We start from the raw sequence: 16,669 nt of genomic DNA on the forward strand, positions 1-16,669 counted from the left end.
CGACCTCGACGGTGTCGCCGACCTTCTTCAGCCAAGTGGTAATCGTGCCTTCGGTGACGGACTCGCCGAGCTCCGGCATCTCAACATCAGTAGCGGAACCGGAGGCAGCCTTCGGTGCTTCCTTCTTTGGCTCTTCAGCGTCTTCCTTCGGAGCCTCTTCCTCGGTCTCCTCAGCGGAATCGTCAGTGCCTTCCGGCTCTTCGCCCGGCTCGCCGACCTTTGCGATGACCTCGCCAACATCGACGGTGTCGTCTTCTTCAAAGAGAATCTCGGTGAGAACACCGGCGACCGGAGATGGAATTTCGGTGTCGACCTTGTCGGTGGAAACCTCGAGCAACGGTTCGTCGACCTCGACGGTGTCGCCGACCTTCTTCAGCCAGGTGGTAATGGTGCCTTCGGTAACTGATTCACCGAGCTCCGGCATCTCAATAGAGGTCGCCATGTTTGTGCACTCCTCGAAAAGTTAAGAAATCTCGTTTTAAGACGGTTATTACAAATTAGCTTACAGGTTGAAAACTCTGCTTGCCCCGTGGGCTGCGCCCGCTTTCGACTGGTGCTTGGAATAGCTCATTCCAGCCATGATTCCAGCCGGGCGGGACGCAGTCGGATGACCGGCTACTTCGTTGCCAAATCCTCAATCACAGAGAACATCGTCCGAACCGGAACACCAGTGCCCCGCTTCGGGGTATAACCATACTCCCCGGTGGTGTTGAAGGCCGGACCGGCAACGTCGATGTGAACCCATTCAACATCCTCGCCAACGAATTCGCGCAGGTATGCAGCTGCAACGCTCATGCCACCAAAGCGAGAGTTCGTGACATTCCGCAGGTCAGCTACCGGCGACTTCAGGGCCTCTGCTAGCTCAACTGGAATCGGCATTGCCCAACCATTTTCACCAATGCTCTGAGACAGCTCTGCAACACGGTCACGGAACTCGTCGTTACCCAGGATGCCCGGGGTACGCTCGCCAAGAGCGACTAGCTGCGCACCGGTCAGGGTAGCGGTGTCAATCAGGTGAGTCGGCTTGTCTTCGCAGGCGCGGACAATGGCGTCTGCGAGTACGAGGCGGCCCTCAGCGTCGGTATTCAGAATCTCAATGGTCTTACCGCCGTACTGCGTAATGACATCGCCCGGACGGTACGCCTTACCACCCGGCATGTTCTCCGCCATTGGAACAGTTGCGGTCACCGGGGTGGATACGCCTAGGCGAGCAGCCAGGACGACTGTGGCAATAACAGCCGCAGCGCCGCCCATATCGGAGATCATGTTCTCCATGCTGGCGCCCGGCTTCAGCGAAATACCGCCGGTATCAAAGGTGATGCCCTTACCGACCAGTCCCAGCGAATTCTCTGCCGACTCATCGCCCTTCCAAATCAGGCGCACCAGGCGCGGCCCGCGCGAGGATCCACCACCCACGGCATTGAGGCCTCCGAAACCGCCGGCGCGCAGAGCGTCGTCGTCAAGCACCTCGACCTCGAGCCCCGCGTCACGGCCTAGCGCTGCAGCAGCGTCAGCAAACGTCTCGGGGTAGAGGTGCGACGATGCTGTATTGACGAAGTCACGCGCGGTGGCAACGGCATCCACAATCGCTGCAGCGCGCTTTACGACGTCGTCATCAGCGCCCAACACAACCACCTTCTGGGTGGCCTCGTTGCTTTCTTCGTCGCTCTTCTGACCGGAGTAAGCGTAAGCGCCCAGCGCAAAGCCCTCGGCTGCAGCCTGCGGATCGATGGCGCCGAGAGTGTTAAAGACCACCTTGGCCTTGGTCATACGGCGCGCAGCGGCGCCGCAGGCACGGCGGATGTCCTCGGCATCCAGATCCTCAGAACCCACGCCAACGCCCGTGACACTGTCGACATCCAGGCCAGCAGGAGCCGGGATGGTGGTCACGGACTCGGCCTTAGCGCTGGCGGAGACTGCCTCAAAGGAGGCGAGCAGCTGCTCTGCAACCGAACCGATGGCCTCGGGTGCGACCAGCTCGAGGCCATCCTCGCCGTCGATAAGCGCGACGAGAACCGCGTCGGCGTCCGCGGGCAGAGAGTTGTCGGCAGCGATGACCACGCGAGTGCCGATAGCCGGCAGGTAATTGGACAAAACAGCGGCGTTGCGAGAGGCGCCGAGCTGTGCCGAATCATTGTTAGCGGGGACTGACATGTAGTTGCATCTCCTTGTAGTCGTACTATGTGGTACACCACCGTATCCCTATTTGCCGGTTCGTGTCCTTCACCCCTGGACAGCGGACTGACGAGCCAGCGCCACGACTATTGGAATGTACCCGCGCCTAGTGCCCGCGACGCTGACATTGCCCTGACTAACACGGTCTTTCGGGGGCGAGTATTGATACGACTCGATCCTCGACGGTTTAGGATGAAAGACATGTCTGCTTTGGAATTTGCAATCGAACGTAACCCGAATCCACTCTCTGATGCCGAGCGCGAGGAGATTTTGGCCAACCCTGGTTTCGGTAAGCACTTCACCGACCACATGGTCCGAATTGACTGGACTGCAGACAAAGGCTGGCATGGCGCCAAGCTGCAGGCATACGGTTCGATTGAAATGCAGCCGTCTTCTTCGGTCCTGCATTACGGGCAGTCGATTTTTGAGGGACTGAAGGCGTATCGCATGCCGGATGGTTCCATTGTTACTTTCCGCCCGGAGCAGAACGCTCGTCGCTTCCAGCGCTCCGCTGACCGCATTGCAATGCCGCAGCTGCCGGAGGAGACCTTCCTCGAGGCAATCCGCCTGCTGGTTGAAGCCGATGCAGCATGGGTGCCGCCAGCTGGTGGCGAAGAATCCCTGTACCTGCGTCCAATCATGTTCTCCACCGAGAGCACCCTGGGCGTGCACCCGTCGAACTCTTACACCTTCCTGCTCATCGCTTCACCTGCCGGCGCGTACTTCTCCGGTGGCATTAACCCGGTGACCGTGTGGATCTCCCACGAGTACGTGCGTGCCGCGCCGGGCGGCACCGGTGCTGCGAAGTTCGCAGGTAACTATGCAGCTTCGCTGGCGGCTCAGCAGCAGGCAGAGGAAAAGGGCTGCGACCAGGTTGTGTGGCTGGACGCTGTCGAGCGCAAGTACATCGAGGAGATGGGCGGCATGAACCTGGCGTTCATCTACCCGGATGAGAATGCTGACGCTGGTGTTCGGCTGGTGACTCCAGAGCTGTCTGGTTCGCTGCTGCCGGGCATTACTCGGGCATCGCTGCTGCAGGCTGCTCAGGATCTGGGCATGAATGTCGAGGAGCGTCGCATTTCCACCGAGGAGTGGAAGGATGATGCCACTTCCGGTGTCATGAGCGAGGCGTTCGCCTGCGGTACCGCTGCAGTCATCACCCCGGTCGGTTTTGTGAAGTCCGCTGAGGACGAGTTCGAGATTAACGGCGGCGAGACCGGTGAGTGGACCATGAAGCTGCGCGAGCGGCTGACCGGTATCCAGCACGGCGAGGTTGAGGATACCCACGGTTGGATTTACAAGCTCGTTGAGGCTTAGTTTCGGCGTAGGTCGGCTAAGAAAAATTTAATAGTGGTTACTAGAATTAGTACTTTCGCAGCCCCTGTTTAGTATTCGCTGGTCAGGGGCTGCGTTTTTGCTTTGCTGGCTCTCCAACGGCTGTGCGATTTTCTCATGGTTCATGAATTGTTCAGACGGCATTTGTTTAGCCGTTAAAAACACCTCTAGCGTGACCGGGGTCACTGTGAAAAACTACCAACACGATTGATTTTTGTAGTTGGGAAAACAGTTTGAGGCGCTGTGATGGTGATAGTTCAAGACTTTTTTAAAGATAGTTTTTCGTCAAGTAGTTCAAAGCGCCTAAGGGTAACCATCGTTGTCACTCTGTTGTTGGCTGCGTGGACGATTGGGTTTAGTGCGATTCCGGCTCCGGTGGCGGCAGCCCAAGATTCGCCTTCGCCGTCCGGGGTGGAACAGCCCGCTCCTACGGGCGAAGGTGGTACGGGCGAAGCAAAAGCAGAGCTAATCATGGATCTGTCTGGTTCGATGCTTGCCGACGACGCCGGAGGCACCCGCCTCGATGCGGCAAAGCGCGCATCCACGGAGCTGATTGACTCCCTCCCGGATGATGCGCTGCTTGGCATGCTGGTTTATGGCCAGCGCGAATCCAGTGATGAATCCAACCGCGAACGTGGTTGCCAGGACATCGAGGTGCTGTCGCCTGTCCAAAAGGTCGACAAAGAAGGCCTGAAGAGCAGGATTGCCGGGTTGGAAGCTCAGGGCTATACGCCGATCGGCAATGCACTGCGTAAGGCGGCTGATGAGCTTGGCCCAGACGGTGAGCGGTCAATTATTTTGGTCTCTGACGGTATCGACACCTGCGCGCCGCCACCGGTGTGTGAGGTTGCGAAGGAACTGGCAGGGCAGGGTGTTGGCCTGACGATTCACACAGTGGGCTTCAAGGTCGATGAAGAAGCTCGCGCTGAGCTGGAGTGTGTTGCGCAGGTATCCGGTGGACAGAGCATGACTGCGGACGATGCTACCCAGCTTGCAGACCACATGAAGTTCTTGACTCAGCGATCAGTGCAGGGCTACGAAACCACGGGTACTCCTTTCGAGTTCTCCGAGACTAAGGAAGGCGCGAAATGGCTCGGCGAGGGCAAGTACCAGACGACGCTGGTGCCAGAGGTTGCCCAGCACGATCGCACCCCGCTCTACTACCGAATCGCAGTGCCGAAGGGACACAACGCGATTGTTACCTCAAAGGTGTTAGCGAATATCGATGCTGAGGGTAAGGGCCAGCAGGATGTCCGAACTGAAGTTGACGAAATCATCAATGAAACTGGCGGAAAATGCCAGGACGACGGTCGTATGGGGTCGCTGACTGGTGCCGAAGCTAGTGCCGATTCGTGGACTCCAACTTCGGCTGATGCAAGCATTCTTGCATGGGATAGTGACCGCATCGAATCCAGTTGCGATCAAACCAAGTGGCTCGTCGCAAACAACGTGTGGGTCTATGACGGTGATTCAGTAGCGGACTATCGTGATGAACCGGTGAAGGTCGAGGTTAGCGTCCAGTTTGAGCCAGTGCTGAAGAAGCAGGATGCTGACAAGCTACATGAAGGACGGTCTTCCTCGACTGGGGACAAAGCCTACAAAAAGGCCACTTTTGGAGAGGCCAAGCCCGTAAACGGTGGCAATAACGCAGCCCAAGCGCCGGAAGTTAAATCTGGGGATACCATCTCTGACACAATCGTGCCCGGTGAACAGAAGTTCTACAAGATTCCTGTCGAGTGGGGTCAGCGACCAGTGCTCGCAGCCCGCACTGGAAATTCGGAGCGCGACAATGCCGATTCCATGGGAGTTGCGCTGTTGAATCCATTCGAGGTTTCCGTGGCGGATGGAACAATGCACTTTTATCAGGATTCCGAGGACCTGAACTTGTCAACAGATCGTCCGGTCGAATACAACAACCGAGAATCTAATGTTGGAGGACGACCTGTAGCCAACGCGGGCTACTACTACGCGACTGTCCGAATGGCTAACTATCGCCCGGATGAAGAGGTCAGTGGCATCGATCAGCCGTTCCAGCTCGCATTCCTCCTGGACAACAAGCCAACTAAGGGGCCTGACTGGCGACCGACTGACAAGAACGGCCCGACTCCATCCGATAAGCCGATTCTGGCCAAGGGAGAGTCGGAACAGGAAACGTCAAAGGACTCGTCAGAAGATGCGTCGAAGGAATCTGACTCCTCGGATACGGATTCTCAGGCATCCGCATCCTCGTCGGACATGGAAGACGGGGGCATGAGCCCGCTGGTTATTGGCACCGTTGTGGCAGTGGTCGCCGTGTTTATCGGCATCGCAGGCGCGATTGTCTACCAGAACAAGAAGCGCAAGGAGTAGACAAACCGTAAGCTCAGGAAGCTCCTGAGCAGGGGGGGAGGGGAAGGCAGCAAAAGTGTGTCCGCTTGGCGTATCGCTGGTGGGCACATTTTTTGCTGCGTAGCCACGAAAACTGACAACTCCAAGAACTATGGGCTGCAGATGTGAAACTGTGTGAGTTTATGACACTTTCAGGCCATTTTTTTGACCATTTTTGACATAAACGCAGTCAGTAACTCGCATTGGCCCGCCGTCGCTAACATAACCGCAGTCACTAGCCCCCACTGAACCCAAACCCCACTGAACCCAAACCCCACTGAACTCAAACCTGGGAGTGTCACCCCAACAAAGAAAAGCGCGTCCCGTGCATCGCTGCGGCGGGACGCGCTTTTTTAATTAGCTGGGAGGCTAGAAGGTGTGCTCGTTCTTGGCGCCCCGGCAAACGGTCGGCGCAAAATAATTTGGGCGAGCCCCGAAACGAGCCTCCTGTACTCCGCCTTCCCGGCGGTGTGCCCTCAGAATACGTCCGCGTCAAAGCGACCGTCAATAGTTCTTTTTAAAGAAAACCCCAACGGGGGCAATGCGCGCATTTTCCCTGCTAGAACCCTATGGCAAGTGCCACGGCACAGACAGCGCACGCTATCTCAATGACTGCACCAAACACGTCGCCGTTGACTCCGCCAAACCTCTTCACGCAATGCCGCGTCAGCAGCAGTGTAACGCCAAAGCTCAGTGCACAAGCGACTACGCCCACGAGCCCAACCACCCAGCCCGACACAGCGAGCAGCAGTATCCACCAGCAGGTCACCGTGACTGTGGACTGAGTACCGGCAGTCAGAGAGCCGAAGCCGCTGTTCGAAAAAGGCGGAAAGCCGCGCCAGCAGGCAGTCGTTGCTGCCGCGCGAGAGGCTACAAAAGGCAAGCACAGCGCAACCACACCAGGCCACATCTGACCAGCAGACCACTGCGACAGCACACTAGCCACAATCACGGCAAAAGCAGTCGTCGTCGTCAACATCGTCAGCACGATGGAGCCCACGCCCATTGGGCCGGTGCTCGGATCGCGCAGCACCTCCCGCGCCCCCTCCGGCGGCTTATACGAGCCGAGGGCATCCGCCACATCCGCCAGCCCATCCAGGTGCATCGCGCGGGTCAACATCTGTGCCGCCACCATAATCAGGGCTCCGCCGAGGATCGGGGTGACGTCGTAAAGCGTGGGCGTGCGTGACGACGACGTTGCGAACAGCGCCGCCGTGATGAGAACTGCACCCGCGGCAGGAACGAGCCCAGCTACTGGCAGTGCGGCGATGGCGCGACGGCCGGTGATGCGGTCGAACACGCTCGCGCCTTTGAAGGGCAGGATGGTGAGCCAGGACAGGGCAGTGGTGATGGCCTCAGCGACGGCATTGCCGTGAGCAGAGGGATCGCCGTCGAGGTTGTCCTGGCGAGACGGGCCGGCTTTGTCGGACAAGTCGATTAGTCCTTGGTGCTTACGCCTGCGTCGGCGAAAGTAGCCATGTTGCGCAGGACCGATACGCCGGACTTGACCAGCGGTAGGGCAGCGACGGCGCCGGAGCCTTCGCCAAGACGCATCCCGTATTCGAGAAGTGGTTCCTTATCCAGGTGTCGAAGGGCAAGCGCGTGCGCGGGCTCTGCCGACTTGTGGCCGGCGACCCACCAATCGCGGGCGCCCGGAGCGAGCTGGTCAGCCAGCAGAGCAGCGGATGTGACAACCACTCCGTCCAAAATCACAGGAGTGCGACGAACCGCTGCTTGCGCCAAGAACGCGGCCATCACGGTCATATCCGGCGAGGAAATACGACGGAGCACCTCAACCGGGTCATTGCGCAGGCGACGCACGCGGAACATGGCATCGCGTACGGCAGCGACCTTGAGCTTCCACCCCTCGTCATCAATGCCAGTGCCTCGGCCGACGACGACCACCGGTTCGGAGTTGGTCACGGCACCAATCAGCGCCGCGGCTGGAGTGGTGTTTCCGATGCCCAGGTCGCCGGCAATGAGCAGGTCAGCGCCTTCATCAACGGCGGCGTCGGCAATCGCGATGCCCGTGCGGATGGCCTTATCGACCTCCTCCTCGCTCATCGCATCCTCGCGGTCAATAGAACCACAGCTGCGACGGATACGGTATGGACCTTCGGCATCGTGGTCGAGGGAAATGTCCACACCGGTAACAGTGGCTCCCGCGATGTCAGCGATAGCGTTCACGCCGGCACCCTTTGCCTCGATATTGGCAAGCATCTGAATAGACACCTCGGACGGGTACGCGGACACCCCGCCCTGGGCAACACCGTGGTCACCAGCGAAGACATAAACACGACAATCGTCCAGGTCACGCGGAGGGCATTCTCCCTGACACGCCGAAATCCAAATGCCGAGTTCTTCCAACCGGCCAAGTGAGCCTGCGGGTTTAGTCAACTGCTCATGGCGCGCGCGGGCGGCCTGTTCAGTCTCTTCGTCAGGGCGTGCTACCGGTCCAAAATAATCCGCGTTCATACTCTCAAACGCTACCCGAAAACGATTTGTCTACCGACCATTGGTGCACAGTTATTCGCATTGCTAGGCAGACCGTCATAGGGGAAGCGGCGTGGAGTGAATCTAGTTCGCCGCCTTGACTTCCATGGGGCAGCCAGCCACAACTAGGACAACACGATCACAGACAGCTGCGAGCTGTTGGTTGAGAAGGCCAATTTCATCACGGAAAAGCCGCCCTGAGCGGTGTTCGGGAATGACACCGAAGCCCACTTCGGGCGACACAATGAACAGGTCGGAATCTGCGGGGAAGTTGCGCACGGCGTCGACAAGCGAGTGCGTCCACGGCGAGACGCTGCCCCTCGGCGCCTCCCACAGCCCCTGCGCGTCGATGATGTGCGTCAGCCAGGTGCCGACATCGTCCAGCAGCATGCGCCGCTCCGGCGACGCGAGAGCTTCCACCGCATCGACGTCATCAACCGTGTGCCAGGCCACTCCGTGCTCTTTTGCCTGTGCTTGACGACGAATGCGGTGCTCCTCAACCCTGGAGTGAAAATCGCTATCACCGGGCCAGGGCCGTGCTGTTGCGATGTAGTGCAACACCGTTGAGGCTGCAGCATCTGAGGCACCGCCGGTTGAGGCTGCGGCGGTGGCCAGCAGCTCGTGCTCAGCCCATGAGGACTTGCCTGAGCGGGCGCCACCGAGAACCAGAGTGCGCATGGCAGATGAGGCTACTTGATCTCGTCGCCGATGTTGACCTGCGGACGCGGAGTACGCAGACGACGCGGCTGAGAAGCGCGGGAGTAAGCGTAGAAGCCCAGTCCCCAGGCCCCTTCGGTGGTCTTCGGGAAGCGCTCGCGCGTCAGCTTGATGGCACGGCGGCCGATGTAGATGCCCTCGATGATCAGGGCAATGATGAGAACCATAGCGATGAGAGATGCGATGTTGGCCAGCTTCGGCAGGGAAGTGCCAATCATCATAATCAGCAGCAGAATCAGCGCGAACGGGAGGAACACGTTAGCGAGGAAGCGACGGGAATCAACCCAGTCGCGGACAAACTTGCGCTCAGCGCCCTGGTCGCGTGGCAGCATGTAGCGCGGATCGCCGGCGGCCATGCGCTCGTCGGCAATGCGACGCTGCTCACGTCGCTCTGCTCGCTCGCGTGCCTTGGCGGCCTTGAGCTCTTCCTTGGACATGGAAGCCTTGAGCTCCTTGCGGCGCTGGCGAGCTTCCTTAGCGGTCAGCGGCGCCTCGACCGGGCCACGGCGGATGCCGCGTTCGCGCTCAACCTCGTTGCGCTTCGGAGTGGGGCGCCCCTTCTTGGGAGTAAAAGCACCGCTGTGCTTCTTCTCGGGCTGCTGAGACTCCGAAGCGGTGCCCTTGGCCCCGCTGGATGCGGTCGCGTCGGTGGCTACGTCTCCGGCGTTGGTTGCGTCAGCGTTAGCTGCCTCAGCTGCCTTGGACTTTTTGTCATTCTTTTTCCACGGTAGATTCACGACCCCAGATTATAAGGTCTTCAAGGTGCTTCCCTAATTAGGTTGCAGGTTGAGGGGCAGGGGCGGGGCAAGGGCGAGGTTTTGGGGATGACCGCCGCAGGGGCAGGCGGGAAGAGTGCGCTTGTGGCGTGGGAAGCCGTGGTGTGGTTGCGATGTGGCGGCAAAAAGAGACTTCCGAAAAAGAGAAAGAAAAAGAGAACCCAGAATTGGGAATTAAAGACTGGTCGGTAAGGTTGTGATAAATAATGACGTAGCCGACCTTGGGGTCGACTCGCATACTTAAACACTTCAACAAGGAGGACACGCGCTATGACTACTGCTCAGAGCACTGGCGTTACCCTGACCGAAGCTGCGGCTGCCAAGGCAAAGGCACTTCTGGACCAAGAAGGTGCCACCGACCTGGCACTGCGTATTTCCGTGGCTCCGGGCGGCTGTGCCGGCCTGCGCTACCAGCTCTACTTCGATGACCGCAGCCTCGACGGCGATGTCGCCGAAGTTTTCGGTGGCGTCAAGCTGGTCGTTGATCGCCAGTCGGTTCCGTACCTGTCCGGTGCCACCATCGACTTTGCTGACACCATTGAACAGCAGGGCTTCACAATCGATAACCCGAATGCCACTGGCTCCTGCGCTTGCGGTGACTCCTTCAACTAAGTCATTAGCTGAGCAGAGCTGTCAGCAGACGCTGTGAAAAGCGTCGGATAGTAAAAAGGCTCGGACCTCACTCTTGTTAACTGAGTGAGGTCCGAGCCTTTTCTATTGGTTGCCCCAGCGATGGTGACAGCCTGCCGGGGCAGGATGGGGCTGAATCGCGGGGACCGTCGTAAAGCGAGCTAGAGCTCGACGGGGTAGTCGCGCTGCTCGATGTCCGGAGTAATGCGGTCTTCGATGAAGATGCCGTGCCAGACCATGAAGGCCAGGATGGTCCAGAGGCGGCGGGAGTGGTCGCGCTCGGTTGGGTGGTGCTCGGCGAGCATCTTGAGCACGGCGTCCTTATTAATGAACTCTTCGGTCTGGGACTCGCGGATGATGTCCTCGGCCCAGCCGTGCAACTCGTCGCCTGCCAGCCAGTGGCGAATCGGCACCGGGAAGCCCAATTTGCGGCGGTTGAGCACGTGCTCCGGAACAATCTGCTCCATGGCGCGACGCAGTGCGTACTTGGTGGTGCCGTGAGAAACACGCATGTCCACCGGCAGCGTCTGTGCAACGTCGAAGACCACACGGTCGAGGAACGGCACGCGCAGCTCCAGGGAGTTAGCCATGGTGATCTTGTCCGCCTTGACCAGAATGTCGCCACGCAACCAGGTGAACAGATCCAAGTGCTGCATCCGAGTCACCGGGTCCCAGCCTTCAGACTGCGCGTAAATCGGCGCAGTGACATCGCTGTGGTCCCATTCCTTCTTGGCCCACGGCAGCACTTCCTGCAGCTGCTCAAAGTTAAAGGAACGAGCATTGCCGTAGTAGCGCTGTTCCAGCGGGGTAGTGCCTCGCTGCAGGAGCGACTTGCCGCGCATGCCCTCTGGCAGAGCTTCGCCGACCTTAGCCAGACCGCGCAGCAGGGGAGATGGAACCTTGTCGAACGGCTTCAGCGACAGCGGCTCCTTATAAATGGTGTAACCACCAAAGAGCTCGTCTGCGCCCTCACCGGACAGTACGACCTTAACGTGCTTACGAGCCTCTGCGGCCACGAAGTACAGCGGCACCAGTGCAGGGTCAGCTACCGGGTCATCGAGGTACCACATAATCTTCGGAATCGCCCCGGCGAACTCCTCCGGCGAGACGACCTTCACAATGTGCTCGACGCCAATGGCGGCGGCGGACTCGGCAGCCACATCGACCTCGGAGAAGCCCTCGCGCTCGAAGCCAGTGGTAAACGTCAGCAGGTTCGGGTTGTGGCGCTTAGCCAAAGTTGCAATCGCAGTGGAGTCGATACCGCCCGACAGGAACGAGCCCACCGTGACGTCGGCACGCATATGCTTCTCGACGCTGTCTTCCAGCGCACGGGCAATGCGGTCAAAAACGTCCTGCTCAGCGCCCTTAGCGACTGGCTGAATCGGGAAACTAGGCTTGAAGTAGCGGGTCTGCTTAACTTCGCCACCAGGCGTAACGATGGCAGTGCAGCCCGACTCCAGGCGGACGATGTCAGTGTGCAGAGACTCCGGTTCCGGCACGTACTGCAGGTCGACGTAGTGCTCCAGTGCACGCTTATTCAGCTTCTTCGCATCGATGCCCATCTCCGGCGCGGCCTCGAGCAGGGACTTCTTCTCAGAACCGAAAATCGTGCCGCGCTCGGTGGTGGCGTAGTAGAGAGGCTTAATGCCAAACGGATCGCGCGCCAGGAAAAGCTTGCGCTCGACGCTGTCCCAAATAGCAATGCCGAACATGCCGCGCAAGTGCTTTACGACGTCGGCTCCCCAGTGGTGGAACCCAACGACGATAGGTTCGCCATCGCCGGAGGTATTAAAGGCGTAACCTTCCTTCTCCAGCTGCTCGCGAAGTTCGACGAAATTGTAGATTTCGCCGTTGAAGGTCATGGAGTACCGATTCGGCTGATTTTCTGGTCCCCACTGCAGCGGCTGGTGGCTGTGAGCAATATCAATAATGGATAGGCGGTTGAAGCCGAAAACTGCGTCCTCATCGTGCCACGTGCCTGCATCGTCAGGACCGCGGTGCCGCATGCAGGGCAGAGCCCTTTCGACAACGGGAACGAGCTCCGCTGCGTCAGAATTTGCAGTCAGGATTCCGAGAAGACCACACATGCTTCGTGCGCGCACCTTTCACTTAGTGTCACTTAGTGGATTTTGACGGCTTCGTAGCTAGAGGCTCAGCGCGACTGACTGTCGTCTGAACCGGTGGCCATGAAGAACCGCCGCGTGGCTGAGTAGTTGGGTTGAACCCCAGATTGGCGCCACATAGAAATGCTGCACCTACTTTAATGCCTTTTGGGGAAAAGGGAGAATGTCTTAGCTCGCCGTGTCTGGCCTCGGCGCGGGGTTATGCGGAACGGTGTGGGCGTCAGCTCGTGGCGCAAACACTAAAAAATTCATAGACTTGGGAGCGGCAACAGGGTGTAACTGGTGAGAATGCCACCCCCGATAGGCGGGTCTTTCTCAGTATTTTATTAGGGCAGATATACTCAAAGGCACCCCACAGCCATATTTATTGTGGAGAAAGCTTAAGAATCGACTACTCTGCTTGGGTAGGACGAAACCTTAATCGGTTATCGAAAATTGTGTGGATCAGGAAGGCAGACACACGTGAATCAGCGTAGAAAGTTCGGAGTCGCCCGTAAGCTCGGCGTCCTCGGCGTTGCCGCCGGTAGCGCAGCCTTGCTTGCCGGCTGTGATGTTAATCCTCCGGAGAACGGCTTCTTCAAGCTGCTCCGCTTTGGTTGGCCGGAAGGTGTTACCCCGGAAGCGCAGTCCATGGGTAACTTCTGGGTTTGGACCTGGGTTGCAGCTTGGATTATCGGCATCATTGTTTGGGGTTTCACCTTTTACTCGATGGCAAACTTCACAGCTAAGAAGGCTGAGAAGAAGGGCAAGGGCGAGTTCCCGCGCCAGACTGCATACAACGTTCCGGTTGAGTTGTCTCTGACTATTCTGCCGATTCTGATCGTGATGGCTCTGTTCTTCTTCACCGTTCAGACTCAGGACAAGGTGACTGCCCTGGATAAGGATCCGGAGGTCACTGTCGACGTCACTGGTTTCCAGTGGAACTGGAAGTTCGGTTACGCCAACATTTCCGCTGACCTGATGGGCGGCGAGGAATACAACGGCCGTATTGAGAAGCCGGCTGATGAGCAGTTCTTCACCGAGGGCGGCCACGAGGTTCCGTCCGCTGAGGATCGCGCAAAGCAGAAGGAGTACCCGGTTCACGGTCGCTCCAAGGAGAGCCTCGACTACCTCCACTATGACGAGATTGAGACCCTCGGTACCACCGAAGAGGTTCCGGTCCTCGTTGTTCCGGAAGACACTGCAATCCAGTTCGACCTCGCGTCCGCTGACGTGATTCACTCCTTCTGGGTTCCGGAGTTCCTCTTCAAGCGTGACGTGTTCCCGCACCCGGAGGCCAACAAGTCCAACCGTATCTTCCAGATTGAGAAGATCGACTCGGAGAAGATGGCTAACCGCCCGGAGGACAACCCGAGCGACAAGGTCAAGAACGCATTCGTCGGCCGTTGTGCTGAGATGTGTGGTACCTACCACGCAATGATGAACTTCGAGATTCGTGCTGTCTCCCGCGAGGCATTCACCGAGTACATCAAGTTCCGCCAGGAGAACCCAGAAGCTACTAACGCTGATGCTCTGAAGCACATCGGTGAGCCGGCATTCGCAGTCTCCACTTCGCCGTTCAACTCTGGTCGTGTCGACACCCGCGACATGGGTGACCGTGGTGCTAACACCATTGACCTGAACGCGACCGCCAAGTAAACCCAGCAAGATTCTTACCTAAAGGAAGTTCTCAAATGAAGTCTGCAGCAAAGCTCTTCTACGGACTTACCGTGTTCCTGGGGGTCATGGCTGTCGTCTACATCTTCGGCACTCAGTACCTTCAGGACACCGGTAACGTCATCAACGAAAGCCATGGTCGCCTCGAGTGGGCTGGCGCAACCGGCCTGGTCCTCGCAGCTCTGATGACTCTGATGCTCGGTGGATACTTCCACTTCACTGAGCGCCGCTCCGACATCACCCCGGCTGACTTCGAAGAGGCAGAGATTGCCGACGGTGCAGGTACCCTCGGTTTCTTCTCCGCTAGCTCGATTTGGCCATTCGTGATGACCATGGGCATCCTGCTCATGGGCTACGGCATCGCATTCATGGCCTACTGGCTGATTGTCCTTGGCGCGGTAATCCTGATCGTCTCCAGCACCAAGCTCAACACTCAGTACATCACTCCGCCGGAGAAGCACTAGTCCGAGTGTAATCAGACTGAACCACAGTCGTAGATAACCGAAAAGTCTCTCCCACTAACAATGGCGTTAGTGGGAGAGACTTTTTTGTTTGGGTGAGTGGGAGGGGATTTCTAACTGGTGTTACCTCGCCGGTTAGGATCTGTAGTTAATATATGATTCCGCATCAAGCGAATTCGACGGGTTTCTGCCCCTTAGGTAGTTCGATGACCTCACCGTCAGTCACCTGCAGATGACGCGCTTCGAGCGAGTTGATCATGCGGTGATCGTGGGTAATCACAATAATTGTGCCCTCTGCAGATGCGATCGCGTCTTGGACCTGCTCGATCAGATCTACACTCAGATGGTTCGTAGGCTCATCGAGCAGCAAGATCTCCGGCGGATTGGCTACGACCAACGCTAACGCCACCCGGCGCTGCTGGCCGATGGAGAGGCTTCCTACCGGTCGATTGGCATCCTCAGGGCTAAGCAATCCAAAGTCGTCGAGAGGCACGCGGGCATTGGGCGCAAGGTCGTACAACTCACGGGCGGACTTCTTTGGGTTTTCCCAGTCTTGTTCCTGAGCCAGCATGGCTACTCGACAGTTCTCGCCGATACGCACCTCGCCAGCCTGCGTCTCAACTTGCCCCATGATCGTCTTAAACAAAGTAGATTTGCCGGCCCCATTAGGGCCGGTGATCACGACCTTGTCGCCGGGACGAATAGTCAGTGAACCAACCCGAATTCGATCTGGGACGACCACACCGCGCATCTTGACGTGAAAATCTTCATCGCTGCCCGAAGCAGCGCGCTTGGTCGGTAGGGGTGCGGTCAACGGGGCATCAAAGCCCAGTAGTGCCGGTGGACGCTCCACACCTTCCTCAATGAGTTCCTCCAGCCGCTGCTTAGCCGAACGCACGCGGCGGGCGATTTGCCGCTCTACACGACCGCCACGGCGGTCATAAGCCATCTTGTTATTGTCCGTCATTTCTCGACCCGGTGAGACCTCACGAGCGCCATTCTCGATGGTGTCTTCCAACCGATTGCGTTCATGCTCCTCCGAGCGCCACTGGTGCTCCCATAGCTCACGCTGGTGGCGACGGTGCTTCGCGTAGTCGGAGTAATTACCACGGAACAGCCCAATACCAGGGCGCCCCGGCACCAAGTCTCCAATTACAGTACAAACGGCATCCAGGAAGTCGCGGTCATGTGTTGCCACCACAACCACTCCAGGGTGGTTCTGGATGGTGTCAATCACGAGCTGGCGACCGCGTTCATCGAGATGGTTGGTGGGCTCGTCGAGAAGCAAAATCTCTGGCTTTCGGATGAGCGTAATCGCGAGCCCCAGCCGCGCCCGCTGCCCGCCGGAAATCTCCGTGGTTAGTTGCTCTGTCAGGGGAGCGCCGTCCGGAGCAGTACCGGTCAGGCCGAGATGATCGAGCACAATCTCCGCACTATGTTCGGCGTTCCAGTCATCGTGAGCCATGACGTCCGAGAAGGCCTTCGAATACGCCTTCTCTGCCGCCTCAGACTCATCTGGGGTCTTTGCTAAGGCCATCGCCTCAGCTGCCTCTTCTAACTCCGCTAAACGACGTTTCGAGGGCCCGAGGGCCTCATCGATAAGCATTTGCACCGTGGAGTCGAAAGGAGCTTCCAGCTCCTGAGAGCCGAGCACACGCGTGCCAATATGAGTCACCGTACCGCTCGTGGGCCGACGACGACCCGATAGTAGCCAAAGAAGAGTGGACTTGCCGGCTCCGTTGTCTCCAACCAGACCGAGGACATCGCCGTCGGAAAGCGTGAGCGAGACATCGCGCAGAACAGGCGTGGCCTCGTAGTCGAAATTGACACCGTTGGCGACAAGCTGTGTGGCGTTGTTCGAAAGATCGGTGGTGGGGGAGGGACTGGTAGACATATGTCCATTTTAGTACTGGTAAACAGCAGATTTGGTATCCGA

General features: G+C 58.3%; 13 protein-coding genes. 5 read left to right on the forward strand and 8 right to left on the reverse strand.

Features of this window, described 5'->3' with window-relative positions; genetic code table 11:
* Together HMPREF2820_RS04755 and HMPREF2820_RS04760 are read right to left on the reverse strand one after the other, a co-directional pair.
* Positions 1-442 (reverse strand): biotin/lipoyl-containing protein (locus tag HMPREF2820_RS04755; protein WP_305764332.1); only part of this gene is annotated, 442 nt, incomplete at its 3' end.
* A gap of 173 nt (positions 443-615) precedes the next feature.
* Positions 616-2,154 (reverse strand): leucyl aminopeptidase, encoded by a 1,539-nt coding sequence (locus HMPREF2820_RS04760; protein WP_083308425.1) that lies wholly within the window; start codon positions 2,152-2,154, stop codon positions 616-618.
* Positions 2,155-2,376: 222 nt separating this feature from the next.
* On the opposite strand from HMPREF2820_RS04760, the gene HMPREF2820_RS04765 reads away from it, so the two are divergent.
* Together HMPREF2820_RS04765 and HMPREF2820_RS04770 are read left to right on the forward strand one after the other, a co-directional pair.
* Positions 2,377-3,492, forward strand: a complete 1,116-nt coding sequence (locus HMPREF2820_RS04765; RefSeq protein WP_070603043.1) for a branched-chain amino acid aminotransferase — start codon at positions 2,377-2,379, stop codon at positions 3,490-3,492.
* A gap of 351 nt (positions 3,493-3,843) precedes the next feature.
* Positions 3,844-5,859 (forward strand): vWA domain-containing protein, encoded by a 2,016-nt coding sequence (locus tag HMPREF2820_RS04770; protein WP_168164048.1) that lies wholly within the window; start codon positions 3,844-3,846, stop codon positions 5,857-5,859.
* 577 nt (positions 5,860-6,436) lie between these two features.
* Here HMPREF2820_RS04770 and HMPREF2820_RS04775 read toward each other — a convergent pair.
* The 4 genes from HMPREF2820_RS04775 to HMPREF2820_RS04790 all read right to left on the reverse strand — a co-directional run bounded on the left by HMPREF2820_RS04775 (position 6,437) and on the right by HMPREF2820_RS04790 (position 9,824).
* Positions 6,437-7,309 carry an adenosylcobinamide-GDP ribazoletransferase gene (locus HMPREF2820_RS04775; RefSeq protein ID WP_070603047.1) on the reverse strand — a complete coding sequence of 291 codons (873 nt, stop codon included), beginning with the start codon at positions 7,307-7,309 and terminating at the stop codon, positions 6,437-6,439.
* Between the two features lie 5 nt (positions 7,310-7,314).
* The gene (gene cobT, locus HMPREF2820_RS04780; RefSeq protein ID WP_049190512.1) at positions 7,315-8,352 is read right to left on the reverse strand and encodes a nicotinate-nucleotide--dimethylbenzimidazole phosphoribosyltransferase; all 1,038 of its coding nucleotides are present in this window, start codon (positions 8,350-8,352) and stop codon (positions 7,315-7,317) included.
* 102 nt (positions 8,353-8,454) lie between these two features.
* On the reverse strand, positions 8,455-9,048 hold the full coding sequence (locus HMPREF2820_RS04785) for a bifunctional adenosylcobinamide kinase/adenosylcobinamide-phosphate guanylyltransferase (protein ID WP_070603049.1): 594 nt from the start codon (positions 9,046-9,048) through the stop codon (positions 8,455-8,457).
* 11 nt (positions 9,049-9,059) lie between these two features.
* Entirely contained in the window at positions 9,060-9,824 is a 765-nt protein-coding gene (locus tag HMPREF2820_RS04790) for a DUF3043 domain-containing protein (RefSeq protein WP_016423034.1), read from the reverse strand.
* A 309-nt stretch (positions 9,825-10,133) separates the two neighbouring features.
* Between HMPREF2820_RS04790 and HMPREF2820_RS04795 the strand changes: the two genes are divergently transcribed.
* Complete coding sequence (locus HMPREF2820_RS04795; RefSeq protein WP_005512007.1) at positions 10,134-10,475, forward strand: HesB/IscA family protein; 342 nt, start codon at positions 10,134-10,136, stop codon at positions 10,473-10,475.
* 179 nt (positions 10,476-10,654) lie between these two features.
* Here the strand turns inward: HMPREF2820_RS04795 and asnB are convergent, their stop codons facing one another.
* Entirely contained in the window at positions 10,655-12,580 is a 1,926-nt protein-coding gene (gene asnB / locus HMPREF2820_RS04800) for an asparagine synthase (glutamine-hydrolyzing) (RefSeq protein ID WP_070603051.1), read from the reverse strand.
* A gap of 498 nt (positions 12,581-13,078) precedes the next feature.
* Between asnB and HMPREF2820_RS04805 the strand changes: the two genes are divergently transcribed.
* Positions 13,079-14,254 (forward strand): aa3-type cytochrome oxidase subunit II, encoded by a 1,176-nt coding sequence (locus HMPREF2820_RS04805; protein WP_049170235.1) that lies wholly within the window; start codon positions 13,079-13,081, stop codon positions 14,252-14,254.
* A gap of 35 nt (positions 14,255-14,289) precedes the next feature.
* Positions 14,290-14,736, forward strand: coding sequence for an aa3-type cytochrome oxidase subunit IV (locus HMPREF2820_RS04810; protein WP_049170236.1), 447 nt, complete (start codon positions 14,290-14,292; stop codon positions 14,734-14,736).
* A gap of 163 nt (positions 14,737-14,899) precedes the next feature.
* On the opposite strand, the gene HMPREF2820_RS04815 is transcribed toward HMPREF2820_RS04810, so the two are convergent.
* Positions 14,900-16,627: an ABC-F family ATP-binding cassette domain-containing protein gene (locus HMPREF2820_RS04815; RefSeq protein ID WP_070603053.1), complete on the reverse strand. Its 1,728-nt coding sequence runs from the start codon at positions 16,625-16,627 to the stop codon at positions 14,900-14,902.
* Positions 16,628-16,669: the final 42 nt, after the last annotated feature.

Origin of the sequence: Corynebacterium sp. HMSC064E08, from assembly GCF_001811805.1 — a bacterium.
GTDB lineage: Bacteria > Actinomycetota > Actinomycetes > Mycobacteriales > Mycobacteriaceae > Corynebacterium > Corynebacterium jeikeium_D.

Bases quoted from the DNA above. Each gene is read 5' to 3' on its own strand.
- HMPREF2820_RS04760 (WP_083308425.1), bottom strand. From the start codon at position 2,154: ATGTCAGTCCCCGCTAACAATGATTCGGCACAGCTCGGCGCCTCTCGC.
- HMPREF2820_RS04765 (WP_070603043.1), top strand. From the start codon at position 2,377: ATGTCTGCTTTGGAATTTGCAATCGAACGTAACCCGAATCCACTCTCT.
- cobT (WP_049190512.1), bottom strand. From the start codon at position 8,352: ATGAACGCGGATTATTTTGGACCGGTAGCACGCCCTGACGAAGAGACT.
- HMPREF2820_RS04785 (WP_070603049.1), bottom strand. From the start codon at position 9,048: ATGCGCACTCTGGTTCTCGGTGGCGCCCGCTCAGGCAAGTCCTCATGG.
- HMPREF2820_RS04795 (WP_005512007.1), top strand. From the start codon at position 10,134: ATGACTACTGCTCAGAGCACTGGCGTTACCCTGACCGAAGCTGCGGCT.
- asnB (WP_070603051.1), bottom strand. From the start codon at position 12,580: ATGTGTGGTCTTCTCGGAATCCTGACTGCAAATTCTGACGCAGCGGAG.
- HMPREF2820_RS04810 (WP_049170236.1), top strand. From the start codon at position 14,290: ATGAAGTCTGCAGCAAAGCTCTTCTACGGACTTACCGTGTTCCTGGGG.
- HMPREF2820_RS04815 (WP_070603053.1), bottom strand. From the start codon at position 16,627: ATGTCTACCAGTCCCTCCCCCACCACCGATCTTTCGAACAACGCCACA.